We start from the raw sequence: 15690 nt of genomic DNA, 5'->3' as shown, positions 1-15690 counted from the left end.
GCTGTCCTCCTTCGTTTATCGATTACAAGAATAATTGAGCTAACACTTTAATGATTGGTCCAAGGATAAACATGTCAGAGTCTGCAGCCCACATCGCTGTGTCAGGTACTGTTGAAGCTAGTAATCCTTTTACCATGACAAATTGTCCCCATGCTACAACTGTTGATGTAATAAAACCACCTATTAATGCACCTCGTACACCACCAGTTACGTTACCGAACACACCTGCTGTAGCAGAGTGGAAGAACAATACAATCATCGTTGGTACGAATATATATCCAACCGTGTTACCGATTACAACTAGCCATAAAAGAGCTCCGAAAAATGAACCTAGGAAACCTAATATAACTGCATTAGGTGCATACGGGAATACAACAGGACAGTCAAGGGCCGGCTTAGCACCTGGAACAAGTTTAGTAGCAATTCCGTTAAAGGCTGGGACAATTTCGCCAATGAACATACGTACTCCCATTAATACAACTGCAATACCTGCTGCAAATTGAAATGATTGAATAATGGCATAGACAAAAAAGTTTTTATCGCCTGAAGAAGCAATTAACTCTTCTGCACCCGGAGTCCCTTTACCACTTACAATAAGTGCACCAACTAGGAATAAAACTCCCATTGTCAAAGCTGTAATTACATTTGAATCCCGTAAGAACTCTAATTTCTTTGGTAATTTAATTTTTTCTGAGTCGTTATCTTTATTTCCTAAATATTTACCTGCAAGGGCTCCTAATAAGGCAACAGATGCAGATGTGTGTCCTAAGGCAATATTGTCATTCCCTGTTATTCTTCTCATAAATGGTTGAGTTAAAGCTGGCTGAATCGTCCAATAAACCCCCATAAATATAGATAGGAAGACGACAAGCTTACCAAATGATACATGCCCTACTTCGTGAATAATAATTCCTGCAAAAATTGTAGTCGTCCAGAACATCATATGCCCTGTTAAATAAATAAACTTAAATCTCGTAAAACGGGCTAATAGTACGTTTATTAAGAACCCTAAGGTCATCGCCAATGTAATAGCGCTTCCATACTTAGCATTAAATTCACCTTGACCTAAAAAGGATCCTAATTCTTCTTGCTCCAAATTAAATACTTCTGCCCACATCGGTTGGAAGATTAATAGAGCGTCTACGATAACTCCTGCTCCTACACCGATAATTAAGAAACCAATAATCGCTTTAAACGTTCCACTCATCGTTTGGTTAATCGTTTTCTTTTGTAATACTAGTCCTAGTAATACGATGAAACCGAGCAAGACTGCAGGCTCACCAAATATATTCGTGGCCATCCATTTAATTGTTTCCATTGTCTATTTCCCCCTTATGAAAGATGTTCTGACAAAGCAGATTTTATTTCGTTATTATCAAAATAGTTATTCACTATAATGATCTTGGCTGATGAACTAGTTAATGATTCGGCTAGTTCGTTACTCGTCACAATATAGTCTGTATTTTCACTTGAAGCAGCTGAAACATCTGTATTTTCTACATCTGCTTCTACACCGAGTTCTCTTAATACTGTTTCAACATTCATTCGCAAAATTAAACTCGTACCTTGACCTAACCCACATACACATAAAATTTTCATTGTTTATTTCCCCCTACATCTAGTATTTTTTGTAATTCTTCAAAGTTAGAAACCTCTTTTAACTGCTTTATTTTATCTTGGTTTCCTAATACACTTGATAATTTTTGTAACACTTGGATATGTTCATCACTGGACGAAGCACCAAGAGCAAATACAAATTCAACTGGATCATTCGACTTATGACCGAACTTAACAGGTGTTGTCAACCTCATAAACGAAACGGATGCCTCCTTACCCCCATCTTCTGGTCTTGCATGGGGCAAAGCTATATGAGGTGCAAGGACGAAATAAGGTCCATTTTCCTGATATGATTCAATCATTGCTGTCACATAAGCAGAGTCAACACATCCGCTATCTACTAATAATTGACCCGCTTTCTGTATAGCTTCTTCAGGACCTTCTACTTGTACATCGAAAAGCACCATATTTTCCTCAATAAATTTCATATTCCTTCCCCCAATTGTGTTGATACTACATTTGCATTACTTTCTTCGCAATTGATAGCGTTTTCATTAATTAATCCTAAAGTACCATATTTTTTTATAGTTGTCTATACCACTAGATAACTTTTCTATTAAACGAGATAAATTGTAAAGTAAAGGAAAATCGATTAATATGGAGATAACGTAATAAAGTCTGTTTTTTACTTAAGAAGGAGATGATGTAATGATTGATAAAAACTCTCCCATACCAATATATTTTCAAATTGAAGAAAATATTAAAAGACTTATACACGAACAATCACTACAACCTGGGGATAGCATTCCATCTGAACGGGAATTTTCTGACATGTTCAATGTAAGTCGCATGACCGTAAGGCAAGCCATTCAAAATCTAGTATCAGAAGGTTTACTTTACCGGGAAAAAGGAAAGGGAACATTTATAGCCCATCAAAAAATTCAACAACCGTTAGAAGGTTTAACGAGTTTTACAGAAGATATGAAGAAAAGGGGGATGACACCAGGAAATCGCTTGTTACATTTCCGAAAGGTGCAAGTTAAACAAAGTATTGCAGAAAAATTGAAATTAGAGTTGAATGAACAAGTGTACGAAATTGAACGGATTCGACTTGCAGATGAAACCCCAATGGCATTTGAAACTCTTTACTTACCTGTTTCTTTGTTACAGGACTTACCGAAAGAAATATTGCATCATTCTCTTTATCAATACATTGAAAAACTAGGGCTTACTATTGGAAATGCACAGCAAATCATTGAAGCATCGACTGCAACCGAACGGGAAGCTAACATCTTAGGCATTGAAGAAGAAGCACCAGTATTAAAAATTGAACGACAAACTTTTTTAAAAAATGGACAGCCCTTGGAAGTGGTTCGCTCTATCTATCGATCGGATAGATACCAGTTTGTTACAAATATGAAACGAATATAAAAACCCATCTCACAAGAGATGGGTTCATTTTAATTTAAATAATTTGCTTTTCTACCATTAATTTTATAATTCGGGAATTGGATTTAATTTGTTTGTCCACCACTGATTGTTGCACAAGTTTTGCTGAATTTTTAAAAATATGGTCACCAAGTGTCTTCCGAATATTCATCAAGGCTTCCACAACAGCAGGATGGAACTGTGTACCTTTACAACGTTGGATTTCGTTCAGGGCATCCTCTACTCTCATTCCCCGCTTATATGCACGATCAGATAATATGGTATCTAATGTATCCGCTACTGCTAAAATGTGAGCGCCAATCGGTACTTCACTGTTTTTCAGTCCTCTCGGATACCCTTTCCCATCGTAACGTTCATGATGCATACCTACTAATGTGGCCACATCTCGTAAGCTATGAATTTTATTTAATATCTCTTCACCAATTTCAGCATGTTGTTTAATGATTTCATATTCATCGTCACTTAGCTTCCCGTCTTTGAACAAAATATGTTCAGGAATTGAAATTTTGCCGATATCATGAAGCAACCCGGCAATCCGTATTTGTTCAATTTCCGTCTTTTTCAACTTCAATTCTGTAGCTATTGCCAATGCATAATTTGACACCTGAAGCGAATGCCCATACATAAATGGGTCACGGGCATCAATCGTAGCTGTTAATGTAGCGATAAAATCTTCTAGCGTCTGGTCTAACTGGGACACGAGATTTTGCTTTTCTTTATTACTTCTTTCCAGTTCGACTAAGCGCTTTTTAAAGATTAAGGCAGATGCCTTTAGTCCATAGCTCACTAAAAAGATTAAAAACATTGATAATACAATGGAAATGACGCCGTATTGTTTATACCATTGGCCAAGTAACCCACCAATGACTGCAAATATTAACGAATGAGCAATGTGGGGGCCAATAACATCTTCGACAACCGTTTTTATCCTTTTTCCTGTCACAATAAGCATTAACAAGACCGTTAATATGTAATTATGTAATATGTAAGCAAATGATAATGTAAAAGGATACATAATACTAGACTCTTCTAGTGCTGTATGGACAAGTAGATAGTTTGCTAGAATAGAGGTAAGAATAACAGTTGTTACATAAGAAAAAACATTGTAAAACGTCTTAATTGCAGGTAATTTTTGATATAACGATACCGTTAAACCGGCTAATGCACTTACTATAATTGCCTCTCGAATGCCGAAAATAACGAGAACACCTATACATAATACGGAAGTCCACGAAATCGATACAGACTCCCTCGTATTATAAATAGATATTCTCACTTTAAATTTTTCAGCAATACACGTCATAATAATAAAAGGCATTAAAAGTTCCCACTCAATTGAATCACCCACAAAGTTTAAAAAGGAAAACCCTAATGAAAATGACCCTAGCAGGATAATATAAAAGTGTAGGAGGTTCTTGTTCATTACGAAGTACCTCCTTTCGAAGCTAATTGCTCAAATAGATTCGTATTGGCATCATATTGTTTTACTGTATTCTTTCCAGAGTGTTTCGCTTCATATAGCGCTTCATCAGCGCATTTAACCAAAGTTTCCATATCCGTAGCATCGATCGGGTAGTTTGCCACACCTAAACTAATGGAAAGCTTTAATGGTGTACCGTCCTCCAGGGGCACTTCTTGCGCTGTTAGGTCTATTCGGATTCTCTCTGCAATTTTAGCTGCCTCTGCTTTTGTGATTGACGGTAAAATCATAACGAATTCTTCTCCTCCAAACCGGGCAACGATATATTCTTCATTATACTGTTTGAATACGTCCCCAACTTTAACAATCGCTTTATCTCCATACTGATGACCATATGTGTTATTAATTTCCCTTAAATTATCCATGTCACCGAATACAACGCTTAACGTCTTCTTCTTTTGAACTGCTGTTTGGAATTTTTCTTTCATCTGTTCGTCAAAGTATCGATAGTTATATAAACCGGTTTTTTCATCTATGTAAATGAGCTTCGAATCGTTCACATTTTTCAATAGTCTATGGAGTGAAATGAGTGGAAGTAAGAGTAATAGTAGCAGGTACGGATCAACCATGTACATTTTCGCTACTAATGCGCCTGAAATAATGACGACACCTTCCATTAAAAAGGTGCGACTTTCCATCGTTCCTACCCTTTGCCAATGTTTTTGACTATCAACCGATAATAGAATAGTCATAAATAAAATTTGGATAAAAGCAAATGTTAAACCTGATAAAAGTAATGTTAATGTTGATAGGGAATCTCCTACTAGTGGAGCTAGTAATTCATAAACCAGAACTGCAATGTAGCCACCAATTAAGACGTTTGCAGCATTAAAATCAGGACCTAAAAATGGTTCTGGATGTTTCCGTCGGATACGGTCCAACACAATGGTGCTGTATGACACTACCATCGCTAGACAAAATAACGGAAATGGTAATATCATCACGACAGCAAATTCTACTGCGTTTGCCCACCCGACAGATATATCAAAACCGAAAAACTTAAACAATCCGCCTAACCTGGCTATACATAAAATGAACAACCAAACCCCAAAATGAATCCACGTACTTATATTATATTGTCCAAATTCTTGCAAACTGGAAACTACGATTAAGATGGCTGTGATATTACATAGCCATACGAATATGTAAGTACCAATTGGATGTTTATTTTTCATGGTTATCCCCCATTAATCTTTAAATAGATAAGGTGGTCTGTTTGAACCACCCCAACGGAAATTCAGTCCTTCTATACTTCGAGATATAGATTGAATTCTCTATTCTTCATGCTTATTCCCTATTATTATAAACCGCTCTACTTGAAAAAATTGTAAGACTATGCAGAGAAATCGTTGTTTTTTTGTCGATTTTGATCATGTAATCTTATGTCTATCCCTTTTCTCATATGATAGATAATAGTTGACCGAATCAATAATGATCCGATCAACTATATGAAGACTCTATTGTTTATTCAAACAAATTAGACCATGAAATGTTTGACCATGAAATATTTGACCAAGAGATGTTCGACCATGAAATGTTGTTAAATAATACATCTTCATCATCAGCATCAATAAATGGTGATAGTTCCACACCTTCGTTTGCACTTGGAATTTTTGTTACATCTTTTTGATACGCCGTTGCTTTATCAATTTGAACAATAGGAGTGTCAATGCCTTCAATTTTTTCACCTGTTTCCATTAACAACCACTTCACTTGGTCTGGTGTTAAATCTGGAAGCTCTTGTAAAATGATAGCCGCTGCTCCTGCTACCATTGGAGCTGACATAGAAGTTCCACTCATACGGAAATAGTAATCATCTACAACGCGGTCTTTCATCTCTTTCTTAATGAACCCAGAAGGCATAAAAGATACAATATCTGATCCTGGTGCCATAACTTCTGGTTTCATAAACCCGTCTAAAGTTTCGCCATAGCTAGAGAAGCTTGCTAGAACGTCATCGTTAATTTTAGCTGTTTCATTATCCTCTAGTGCACCAACTGTAATTACAAATGGATCGTTCGCAGGTGCGTAACATGTAGAGCAGTCTTCTCCCCCACGGTTCCCCGCAGAAACAACAACGACAATTCCGTTATGCCAAAGTACTTCAACAGCAGCATTTAACGCACTTTCTGTATAATGTTGTTGCGTTGCTACTTGTGAGGAAATGTTGACAACACGAATGTTGTGTTCATCTTTATTTTCTAACACCCATTGCAACCCATTTACGATGTCTTCCTCTGTTGCCATACCTTCATCATTACTAACTTTCACACTAATAATGTCTGCCCCCGGAGCAACTCCTATATACTTACCATCCTGAGCATTTCCGTCTCCACCTGCGATTCCAGCTACGTGAGTTCCATGCCCAAATTTATCAGCCATATATTCTGTCTCAGAATTCACTTCAACTACTTCAAGTCGATCTTTAAAATCATTTACTTGCCCCTTTTCCTTTGTTACACCACTATCGATGACAGCAATGCCAATACCCTCACCAGTTAGACCTTTTTCCCATGCTTTTGTAGCTCGTATTGCTTCGTTATATACGTTAGCAAGGGTTGCGGTAAAGTCTTCTTCTGTGTCACTCTTCGTTTCAATCGCCATATTGTTTGGTGTTACAGCTCGTACACCTTTAATTGTTGCTAACGTTTCTATTTGATTCTCCGGAATTTCCACCGCAAAAGCATTAATGAAATCCCATTTAGCTGTTACATGTCCACCTAATGCTTCCGTTTCTTCTACTACACTATCGTTATCAGAAGTACTAACGATTACACTTACTGGATCCGTAGATTCATTAGCTCCCAACTCACCGACAGTTGCCGCTGATACTGCAACCGCTATCGCTAATGCAAAGATGCTCGTAATAATGACGCGTTTCCATATTCCTCTCATTAAAAAACCTCCTCTGTTTCTTCATTCCTTTAACTTAAAATATTTCGTTTCGAATTTGTGATTAGTAGGTTCAAGACCATGAGATATTTTGATAGGAACGAACGATATCCCATGCACTGAACGTACCTGTAGCTAACGCTAGTGCAACCGCTAGCGTAACTACACCCGCAATGGCGATACGATTCCTTGTCCTTCCTTTCACATCTTCATCCTCCTTTGTTAAGAGCATGTCCCATCCATAAAAAAACCCGGCCTGAAAGGGCAGCCGGTTATCCGAATGGTAGCTGGCTGGCTTTTAAAAAGCCCCTATAGCTTTGCGTCACTAGGTCACCCTAGCTTTGCCCTTGTCATAATTTCTATCATTCTCTTTTCAGTAGTCATTATAGCTTTTCCAATTAGAAAATATTGTCACTATACGAAAAAAATCTCTTCTTCTTTTGTCGATTCATTTGGTTTTTTTCCTAATTTCGTCCAATAGTTGTTTTAAAAGGATATATTTTCCTTTTGTATCATCTTATTTACTTATGATATAACCGATACCCCAGTTATGACATGTACCTTTTTCCCTATTAATACAGTGAGAATGTTTTTTGGATAGGTCTAATGACTTAACAAACAAGAATCCCAGTCAATGATGCTTAAAAGCTATTTCATTAGCCATTACGAAATGAGATTCTCAAGGAAACATACAAACGCTAACTTTCTTTGAATAGCTACTCAATTTTTTACCTCCTTTTCCTATTGTTCGAGCAAAATTCCACCAAAAAAAGACCGGCTGTCTAGGGGGAGAAACAGCCAGTTTATCTGATGGTAGCTGGCTGGCTTTATAGTAGAAGCCCCTATAGCTTTGCGTCACTAGGTTTCCCTAGCTTTGCCCTTGTCACATTTATATCTATATTTCTATGTCGTTAGCCATTCTATCCATTTAAAAGTCTTTTAAACATTAAAAAATAAAAAAATGACAAAAATATTTTACTTTTAGAGAATCGTAGTTTCTATCAATGGATTTGTATCATAGTCTTACAAAAAGGAAAAAGTACCCTTTTTTAGAAACGAAGTACTTAAGTTACTGTTCTGTTTCTTCTTTAATAAATAATTTTCGAGGAAAGTTAGAAAACGTTTCGATCCCTTTCTCAGTAACAACAAACGATTCACTAATTTCTACACCGTAATCGTCATACCAAATGCCAGGTATTAAATGAAAGGTCATGTTTGGCCGGAGAATCGTTTTATCTCCCGCACGTAAACTTGCTGTATGTTCACCCCAATCTGGAGGATAACTTAGTCCCATGGAGTATCCTATACGGGAGTCTTTCAAAAAACCGTACTTCCCTATCGATGAACGCCACACTTCCTCGACTTCCTCACAAGTAACTCCTGGCTTGATAAAGGATAACGTATCTTCAATACCTTCAATGACGACATCAGAGAGTTCCTTAACTTGTTTTTGCGGCTTCCCTATAACTAGAGTTCTAGCTAGCGGTGCATGATAACGTTTATAGCACCCTGCTAACTCGATGATGACATTATCTCCACCCTCATACGGTTCATCTGCCCACGTAATGTGTGGAGCAGATGTTTTCTCTCCTGATGGAAGTAAGGGTACAATTGCAGGGTAGTCTCCACCATACCCCTCAGTCCCCATTATTTGTGAGTAGTATATGTTGGCGACGACTTCGTTCTCCTTAACTCCTTTATGAATGTTATCAATTGCTGTTGTCATGGCTTGCTCCACTATTTTACCGGCTTTTTTCATAAAGTCGATTTCCAAAGGGGACTTAATGATTCGCACGTAGTTTACGAGTAATGTAACATCTTTAAAGGTTGCGTTCGGTAACCCTTTTACGAGTTGTTCATAAGCTTTTGCCGTAAAATAGTAATTTTCCTTTTCAACACCTATTACGTGTTGGTTAACACCAATCTCGGTTAAAATCCTTGCAATCTCATCCATTGGGTGTTTTGTAATCGAGTGGACAAATTCGTCTGTATAAAAGTATATGTTGCCGTGATCCAGCCATGTTGTTAGTTTTGCTGAATTTGCATCCTGCTTTCTTCCTATCCATATCGGCTGTTCCTCATCTAGCAATACGACTAACATTTGATGCACATAAAATGACCATGCATCATATCCGGATAAATAATTGATATTTGACGGATTCGTTACTAGTAAAACATCAATTCCTTCAAGAGCCATTCGTTCTTTTGTCTTTTTTAGCCTTTCTTTATATTCAATTAACGGAATCAAAGGACTTCCCCCCTCTATACGGACGTGTTCTTATCAGTTAATTTCCTACTGTAATGCCCGCCAACTTCCGTAACTTTTCATATGCTACAATCGCTATCGCTGTATCTTGGACACCTGTCCCGGTCAAGTCGCATACAGTAATCTCTTGATTAGACAATCTTCCGCTCTTCTCATTTGTTAATATTTCCCCTAATTCCGTTATCGACGTTTGGTTCGAAATAGTCCCGTCATCGTACGCATGATGTAATTCGCCAAGTCGCTTACACTGTGACTTCACATCACAAACAATACGGTCTGCCTGTAAAAAAACATCTGGATATAGTTCTTGTTTATGTTCCGCATCAGACCCCATGGCTGTAATGTGTATTCCCGGATGTAACCAATCACCCTTAATAAGGGGAGTTTCCGAAGGGGTCGTTGTCACGACGACTTCACTTTTTTTTACTACTTCTTCTATTGAGGTTGTAGGAACGACTTCTACCTTTAATAAAGCCTCCATATCCTGCTTGAATTGTTCAACCTTCCTGTAGTTACGACCGCACACACGTAATTGTTTAAAGGGGCGTACTTGTTGTAAAGCTATCATCTGATAACGAGCTTGTGCTCCTGTGCCAATAACGCCCGCAGTTGTTATGTTTTCCTTAGCTAACAATTTAGCACTAACCGCTCCTGCTGCTGCCGTCCGGACATGGGTTAAATAACCGTTATCAAGAAGTATGGCTCTCGGAAATCCTGTTTCGCTGCTTAACAGTAACATCAGTCCATTCCCACTTGGTAACCCTAGTTCATCGTTATTAAAAAAGCCTGACGATAACTTGACTGCGAAGTATTTTAATCCAGGGATATAAGCTGATTTCACATCTAACTCACCATTATGTTCCTTTACATCGATACGCATAATTGGAGGCATCTCCACTTTTTTTGTTCGCAAACTAGCAAAAGCTTCCTCCACAACATTCATCGTCTCAAGATCTATATCTACATATTGCCGAATTTCCTTTTCTGTGAAAATTTGCATGATAACCCTCCTTGCTTTCATTTGAATAATGTAGAAACGTCGACATTATTACCCGAAATGATCAGGACTACATTATCTCCAATCTTTTTTAGTTTTTTGTCGAGAAGTGCGCCAGCACCAACTGCTGCAGCACCTTCCACGATCAACTTCTCCTGATAAAATAAATGGGATAACCCTTTTTGAATGCTGTTTTCTTGAAGCAATACGAGTTCATCCATTACCGACTGAACGATTGATAAAGTAAATTTATTTTGTGAACCTATACCTCCTAATAAACTGTCTGCTACAGTGTCCTTTTCCGGGACCCCTGTCGGGTGGCCTTTTTTTATACTTTCAGCCATCGCCGATGCACCATCAACTGAAATGCCGGTTATTGTGGTACCTTCATTTGCAGACTTCAATGCTAGTCCAACACCTGATAATAAACCTCCCCCGGATAACGGTACGAGACAATGATCTACTTGCGGTAAATCCTCTAATATTTCAAGACCTATTGTTCCTTGCCCAGCAATAACTTCTCGATCATCAAATGGGGGAATGACCGTCATATTATACTTCTTATGTAATGCTTCACAATGTCTTGCAGCATCGTCCTGACTGTGACCTATGACTTCTAACTCAGCCCCGTATTGTTGAAGTTGCTTTACTTTCGCTTCAGGAACACGATTGGAAATACAAATAATCGGTTTTATGCCCAGTAAAGTAGCTACATAAGCGACGGCTAACCCGTGATTCCCGGTGGAAAACGTTGTGACTCCTCTTTTTTGCACGTCCAGAGGGAGGGACAATATTTTGTTTGCGGCTCCGCGTAGCTTAAATGCACCAACTTCATTTGCAGTTTCCAGCTTCAAATAAACTTTTTTATTGGTCATACGAGATAGGGTGTGGGATTGAATAAGTGGGGAATTAGACACAATAGAGGAAATACGTTTTTTTGCTTTCCATATATCACGTATCCTTACTTCAGCCATTGCACTCCTCCTTTTCTTCTTATTACAAAATATGCCTTCTAAATGCTCAACATGATATCACTGCAAAAATTTACATTTACTATGTTCATTTAGAAGGAAGTTACAGTTTCATAGAGTATATTTCAAAAAGAGGCATTTCTATTTTCATAAGTACCTATACCTCTCCAAACATACTATGAGGAGTGGGAACGTGTTAAATCTTGATATTGCACGAATCATTCGCTTATAACCGGAATATGGATGTAACTTATTTCATCCGAAAGCGTCGAAGTTGGTGGTAGGACCAGCCTTCCTCTAATTTCAATCGAACAACCTCACTTCGGTATAGGCAACAAATTTCTGGCCTTATTTTAGCCATAGAAAAACCCCCCTACAAGTAGACTATTTAGAACATTTTATATGCTCTCTTTTTTCCATGTCTACCTGTAAGGGGATACTACCATTTAGGCTTCTTTTTTATTTAATCTTTTCTTCTGCCAATGCGATTTGCTGTCGAACTTGATCTTGAGAGGTTCCACCTGTACTCTTTCGTGCAGCAACAACTTGTCTTGGGTCCAACGTTTCATAAATGTCTTCCTCAAAATAAGAGTGGAACTGTTTATATTCATCTAACGTTAAATTCACTAAATACTTCTCTTGCTGAATAGCATACAACACAATTTTTCCAATAACCTCATGCGCCTCACGGAATGGTAACCCTTTTGTCACTAGGTAATCGGCAATGTCGGTAGCGTTAGAAAAGTCTTCTTTAACCGCTTGGTACATGTTCTCTTTTTTCACGGTCATCGTTTCAATCATTGGTGCAAGAAGAGTTAATGAACCTTCTAACGTTTTAACGGTATCAAACATTCCTTCTTTGTCTTCTTGCATATCTTTGTTGTATGCTAGTGGCAAGCCTTTGAGCACGGTTAGTAAACCGAACAAATCACCGTAAACTCGACCTGTTTTAGCCCTCAATAACTCCGGTACGTCAGGATTCTTCTTTTGAGGCATAATACTTGAACCGGTACAGAACGAGTCATCTAGTTCTACGAATTGGAACTCTTGACTCGACCATATCACTAGCTCCTCAGATAAGCGTGAAATGTGAGTCATAACGATTGATGCCGAGGATAAAAATTCTAAAATAAAATCCCGGTCACTAACTGCATCCATACTATTAGGATAAATGCCGTCAAACCCTAAAATCTCCGCAACTCTTTCCCGGTCTATTGGAAAAGTAGTTCCAGCTAATGCCCCTGCTCCAAGAGGAAGAACATTGATACGAGTTAAACTATCTTGAAGTCTTTCCTTATCTCGTTGAAACATCCAAAAGTAAGCTAGTAAATGATGAGCAAAGGAGACAGGTTGAGCACGCTGCAAATGTGTATAACCCGGTAAAATCGTTTCAACATGCTCTTTTGCTTGCAATAACAACGCTTCCTGTACATCGTTTACATACTGAATAATCTTTTCCGTTTTCGTACGTAAGTAAAGATGCATGTCAGTTGCCACTTGGTCGTTTCGACTTCTACCTGTATGCAATTTCCCGCCTACAGGGCCTACTTCTTCAATTAGAAGCTTTTCGATGTTCATATGAATGTCTTCATGTTCAACCGAAAATTGCACTTCGCCACTTGCTATTTTCTTTTGAATACGAAGAAGCCCCTCTTTAATCATTTCTGCATCTTCTTGGGGAATGATATTACATTCCCCTAACATTTGCACATGGGCAAGACTGCCCTCAATGTCCTCATTTGCTAACTGTTGATCAAATTCAATGGATGCAGTAAACTCTTCTACCAGTTTATTCGTTTCTTTTGTAAACCGTCCACCCCAGAGCTTAGACATGATTATCCTCCTACCTATCTGCTTAGCTGTTTACTTTTTCTTTTTGGTGTACTTGGGAATATACTTCTGTTGACAATCCCCATAGTTTAATAAATCCTACTGCCGCGTTATGGTCAAACATATCTTCTTTAGAATACGTTGCAAGCTCTTCATTATATAAACTGTTGTCTGATTTTCGACCAACTACTGTATGGTTCCCTTTAAATAATTTTACTTTAACTGTTCCTGTTACAACTTTTTGTGTTTCATCAACAAACGCATCCAATGCATTCTTCAACGGTGAATACCATAATCCTTCATATATAATTTTTGCCATTTGTTGATCAATTTGAGGCTTAAATTGAGATACTTCTCGCGGTAATGTTAAAAACTCCAACTCTTTATGAGCATTTATCAAAATAAGTGCTCCTGGGTTTTCATACACTTCACGAGATTTAATACCGACAAGACGGTTTTCAATGTGATCAATTCTGCCGACGCCATGTTTTCCGCCTACTTCATTTAACTCTTCAATAATATCTACTAACGTCATTTGTTGTCCGTTAAGGGCAACTGGAACACCTTCTACATACTCAATTTCCACATATTCAGGTGTATCTGGTGTTTCCTCAATTGGATTCGTCCAGTCAAAGGCAGCTTCTGGTGCTTCTTCCCAAGGGTTCTCAAGTACGCCTGCTTCACAAGCACGCCCCCATATATTTGCATCTATAGAAAACGGATTATCTACATTAACAGGTACAGGAATATTTTTCTCTTTTGCATAGGCAAGTTCTTCATCACGTGTCATACCCCACTCACGAACAGGAGCAAGCACTTCTAGGTTCGGGTTTAATGCTTTAATGGACACTTCAAAGCGAACTTGGTCATTCCCCTTACCTGTACATCCGTGAGCTACAGCTACTGCTCCTTCCTGTTCAGCTACTTCGACTAACAATTTTGAAATTAACGGACGGGATAGCGCTGACGATAATGGATATTTTCCTTCATATAAAGCATTAGATTTTAATGCTGGTTTAATATACTCTTCCGCCAACAATTCTTTTGCATCAATCATAATCGCCTTAATAGCTCCAACATTTAACGCCTTTTCCTTTATCGATTCTAAATCCTTTCCTTCTCCTACGTTTAATCCCAGCGCAATGACATCATATCCGTACTTTTCTTGGATCCACTTTACTGCAACCGATGTATCTAAACCGCCTGAATAGGCAAGCACAACTTTTTCCTTCGCCATGAAAAATCTCTCCTTTGAATTGTTCGTGAGTATAATTATATATAAACTTGCATTAATATACAACCATAAACAAAAATTTTTTTATTTGTTCTCGAGCAAAGCTTTTAAAATGGCTTTTTGAGCATGCAATCGGTTTTCTGCTTCATCAAATACAACAGAGTGTGGTCCATCTATAACATCGGCTGTTACCTCTTCTCCTCTATGAGCCGGCAAGCAATGTAAAAAGATAAAATCATCCTTCGCATATTGGCACAGTTCTTTATTCACTTGGTATGCATATAAATCTTTCATTCTATTCGCCTGTTCACCTTCTTGCCCCATACTCGCCCATACATCTGTAACGACGACATCTGCTTCTTGAATCGCGGTGATTGGGTCAGTAGTAAATGAATACTGGCTTTCGGTTTTTTCTCCAATCTTTTTCGCTTCACTTACAATTGTTTCATTTGGTTCATACCCCTTCGGACTAGCGACTGCAATATCCATTCCAACTGACAAAGCACCTTCAATCAGGGAATGACACATGTTGTTGTCCCCATCACCGACGTAACACATTTTTAATCCTTTTAATTTCCCTTTATGCTCTAGTATTGTTAATAAATCGGCCATAACTTGTGTTGGGTGGTGCATATCCGTTAATCCATTAATGATAGGTACAGATGAATGCTCTGCAAACTGTTCCACCGTTTCATGACCAAAAGTGCGAATCATAATCCCATCTACATACCTTGATAGAACTTGGGCGGTGTCGGAAATCGACTCCCCACGCCCAAGCTGAATATCATTCGAGTTTAAGAAGATCGCATTGCCGCCCATTTGTAACATACCAACTTCAAAAGAAACTCTCGTTCGTGTTGAAGATTTTTCAAAAATCATCCCTAATACTTTTCCTTTTGTATAAGGATGTGATTTTCCACTCTTTTGCATCTGTTTTATAGTTAATGCATCATCTAACAATTTCGTTAATTGGTCAGGTTCATGCTCCCCTATCGTTAAAAAGTGTTTCATTGT

The 15690-nt window shown here is 38.2% G+C and carries 14 protein-coding genes and 2 riboswitches; of the genes, 1 reads left to right on the top strand and 13 read right to left on the bottom strand.

The features are described from left to right. Positions 1-22: 22 nt before the first annotated feature. From ulaA to NLW78_RS10875, 3 genes are read right to left on the bottom strand one after another with little or no spacing between them, the layout of a single operon-like run. Entirely contained in the window at positions 23-1318 is a 1296-nt protein-coding gene (gene ulaA / locus NLW78_RS10885) for a PTS ascorbate transporter subunit IIC (protein ID WP_254497161.1), read from the bottom strand. A gap of 14 nt (positions 1319-1332) precedes the next feature. After that, the gene (locus tag NLW78_RS10880) at positions 1333-1599 is read right to left on the bottom strand and encodes a PTS sugar transporter subunit IIB (RefSeq protein WP_254497160.1); all 267 of its coding nucleotides are present in this window, start codon (positions 1597-1599) and stop codon (positions 1333-1335) included. Then, positions 1596-2045, bottom strand: coding sequence for a PTS sugar transporter subunit IIA (locus NLW78_RS10875; RefSeq protein ID WP_254497159.1), 450 nt, complete (start codon positions 2043-2045; stop codon positions 1596-1598). The genes NLW78_RS10880 and NLW78_RS10875 overlap by 4 nt, the downstream gene beginning before the upstream one ends. 220 nt (positions 2046-2265) lie before the next feature. Between NLW78_RS10875 and NLW78_RS10870 the strand changes: the two genes are divergently transcribed. Continuing rightward, on the top strand, positions 2266-2988 hold the full coding sequence (locus NLW78_RS10870; protein ID WP_254497158.1) for a GntR family transcriptional regulator: 723 nt from the start codon (positions 2266-2268) through the stop codon (positions 2986-2988). 34 nt (positions 2989-3022) lie between these two features. On the opposite strand, the gene NLW78_RS10865 is transcribed toward NLW78_RS10870, so the two are convergent. The 10 genes from NLW78_RS10865 to argF all read right to left on the bottom strand — a co-directional run bounded on the left by NLW78_RS10865 (position 3023) and on the right by argF (position 15687). After that, the gene (locus NLW78_RS10865) at positions 3023-4429 is read right to left on the bottom strand and encodes an HD-GYP domain-containing protein (RefSeq protein ID WP_254497157.1); all 1407 of its coding nucleotides are present in this window, start codon (positions 4427-4429) and stop codon (positions 3023-3025) included. Next, on the bottom strand, positions 4429-5661 hold the full coding sequence (locus NLW78_RS10860) for a GGDEF domain-containing protein (RefSeq protein ID WP_254497156.1): 1233 nt from the start codon (positions 5659-5661) through the stop codon (positions 4429-4431). Before NLW78_RS10860 ends, NLW78_RS10865 begins: the two co-directional genes overlap by 1 nt. 289 nt (positions 5662-5950) lie before the next feature. Continuing rightward, entirely contained in the window at positions 5951-7381 is a 1431-nt protein-coding gene (locus NLW78_RS10855; RefSeq protein ID WP_254497155.1) for a S8 family peptidase, read from the bottom strand. Between the two features lie 70 nt (positions 7382-7451). Further along, positions 7452-7583 (bottom strand): hypothetical protein, encoded by a 132-nt coding sequence (locus NLW78_RS15600; RefSeq protein WP_302328524.1) that lies wholly within the window; start codon positions 7581-7583, stop codon positions 7452-7454. A gap of 74 nt (positions 7584-7657) precedes the next feature. Then, a riboswitch (cyclic di-GMP riboswitch) is annotated at positions 7658-7734 on the bottom strand. 453 nt (positions 7735-8187) lie between these two features. Next, positions 8188-8267: riboswitch (cyclic di-GMP riboswitch) on the bottom strand. 180 nt (positions 8268-8447) lie between these two features. After that, positions 8448-9626, bottom strand: coding sequence for a M24 family metallopeptidase (locus tag NLW78_RS10850; RefSeq protein ID WP_302328523.1), 1179 nt, complete (start codon positions 9624-9626; stop codon positions 8448-8450). Positions 9627-9663: 37 nt separating this feature from the next. After that, on the bottom strand, positions 9664-10644 hold the full coding sequence (locus NLW78_RS10845) for a cyclodeaminase (protein WP_254497154.1): 981 nt from the start codon (positions 10642-10644) through the stop codon (positions 9664-9666). A gap of 17 nt (positions 10645-10661) precedes the next feature. Then, positions 10662-11615: a pyridoxal-phosphate dependent enzyme gene (locus NLW78_RS10840; RefSeq protein ID WP_254497153.1), complete on the bottom strand. Its 954-nt coding sequence runs from the start codon at positions 11613-11615 to the stop codon at positions 10662-10664. Positions 11616-12071: 456 nt separating this feature from the next. Then, entirely contained in the window at positions 12072-13445 is a 1374-nt protein-coding gene (argH, locus tag NLW78_RS10835) for an argininosuccinate lyase (RefSeq protein WP_254497152.1), read from the bottom strand. A 22-nt stretch (positions 13446-13467) separates the two neighbouring features. Beyond that, positions 13468-14679 carry an argininosuccinate synthase gene (locus NLW78_RS10830; RefSeq protein ID WP_254497151.1) on the bottom strand — a complete coding sequence of 404 codons (1212 nt, stop codon included), beginning with the start codon at positions 14677-14679 and terminating at the stop codon, positions 13468-13470. Positions 14680-14760: 81 nt separating this feature from the next. Further along, a complete protein-coding gene (gene argF / locus NLW78_RS10825; protein ID WP_254497150.1) occupies positions 14761-15687 on the bottom strand; it encodes an ornithine carbamoyltransferase in 927 nt (308 codons plus the stop codon). Positions 15688-15690: the final 3 nt, after the last annotated feature.

The organism is Salirhabdus salicampi (assembly GCF_024259515.1).
Classification (GTDB): Bacteria; Bacillota; Bacilli; order Bacillales; family Alkalibacillaceae; genus Salirhabdus_A; species Salirhabdus_A salicampi.
Note: the sequence above shows the minus strand (reverse complement) of the source record. Positions and strands in the feature narration are given on the sequence as shown.

Coding starts and splice junctions, on each gene's coding strand:
- NLW78_RS10870 (WP_254497158.1), top strand. CDS start 2,266: ATGATTGATAAAAACTCTCCCATACCAATATATTTTCAAATTGAAGAA.
- NLW78_RS10865 (WP_254497157.1), bottom strand. CDS start 4,429: ATGAACAAGAACCTCCTACACTTTTATATTATCCTGCTAGGGTCATTT.
- NLW78_RS10860 (WP_254497156.1), bottom strand. CDS start 5,661: ATGAAAAATAAACATCCAATTGGTACTTACATATTCGTATGGCTATGT.
- NLW78_RS10880 (WP_254497160.1), bottom strand. CDS start 1,599: ATGAAAATTTTATGTGTATGTGGGTTAGGTCAAGGTACGAGTTTAATT.
- NLW78_RS10855 (WP_254497155.1), bottom strand. CDS start 7,381: ATGAGAGGAATATGGAAACGCGTCATTATTACGAGCATCTTTGCATTA.
- argF (WP_254497150.1), bottom strand. CDS start 15,687: ATGAAACACTTTTTAACGATAGGGGAGCATGAACCTGACCAATTAACG.
- ulaA (WP_254497161.1), bottom strand. CDS start 1,318: ATGGAAACAATTAAATGGATGGCCACGAATATATTTGGTGAGCCTGCA.
- NLW78_RS10830 (WP_254497151.1), bottom strand. CDS start 14,679: ATGGCGAAGGAAAAAGTTGTGCTTGCCTATTCAGGCGGTTTAGATACA.
- NLW78_RS10875 (WP_254497159.1), bottom strand. CDS start 2,045: ATGAAATTTATTGAGGAAAATATGGTGCTTTTCGATGTACAAGTAGAA.
- argH (WP_254497152.1), bottom strand. CDS start 13,445: ATGTCTAAGCTCTGGGGTGGACGGTTTACAAAAGAAACGAATAAACTG.
- NLW78_RS10840 (WP_254497153.1), bottom strand. CDS start 11,615: ATGGCTGAAGTAAGGATACGTGATATATGGAAAGCAAAAAAACGTATT.
- NLW78_RS10845 (WP_254497154.1), bottom strand. CDS start 10,644: ATGCAAATTTTCACAGAAAAGGAAATTCGGCAATATGTAGATATAGAT.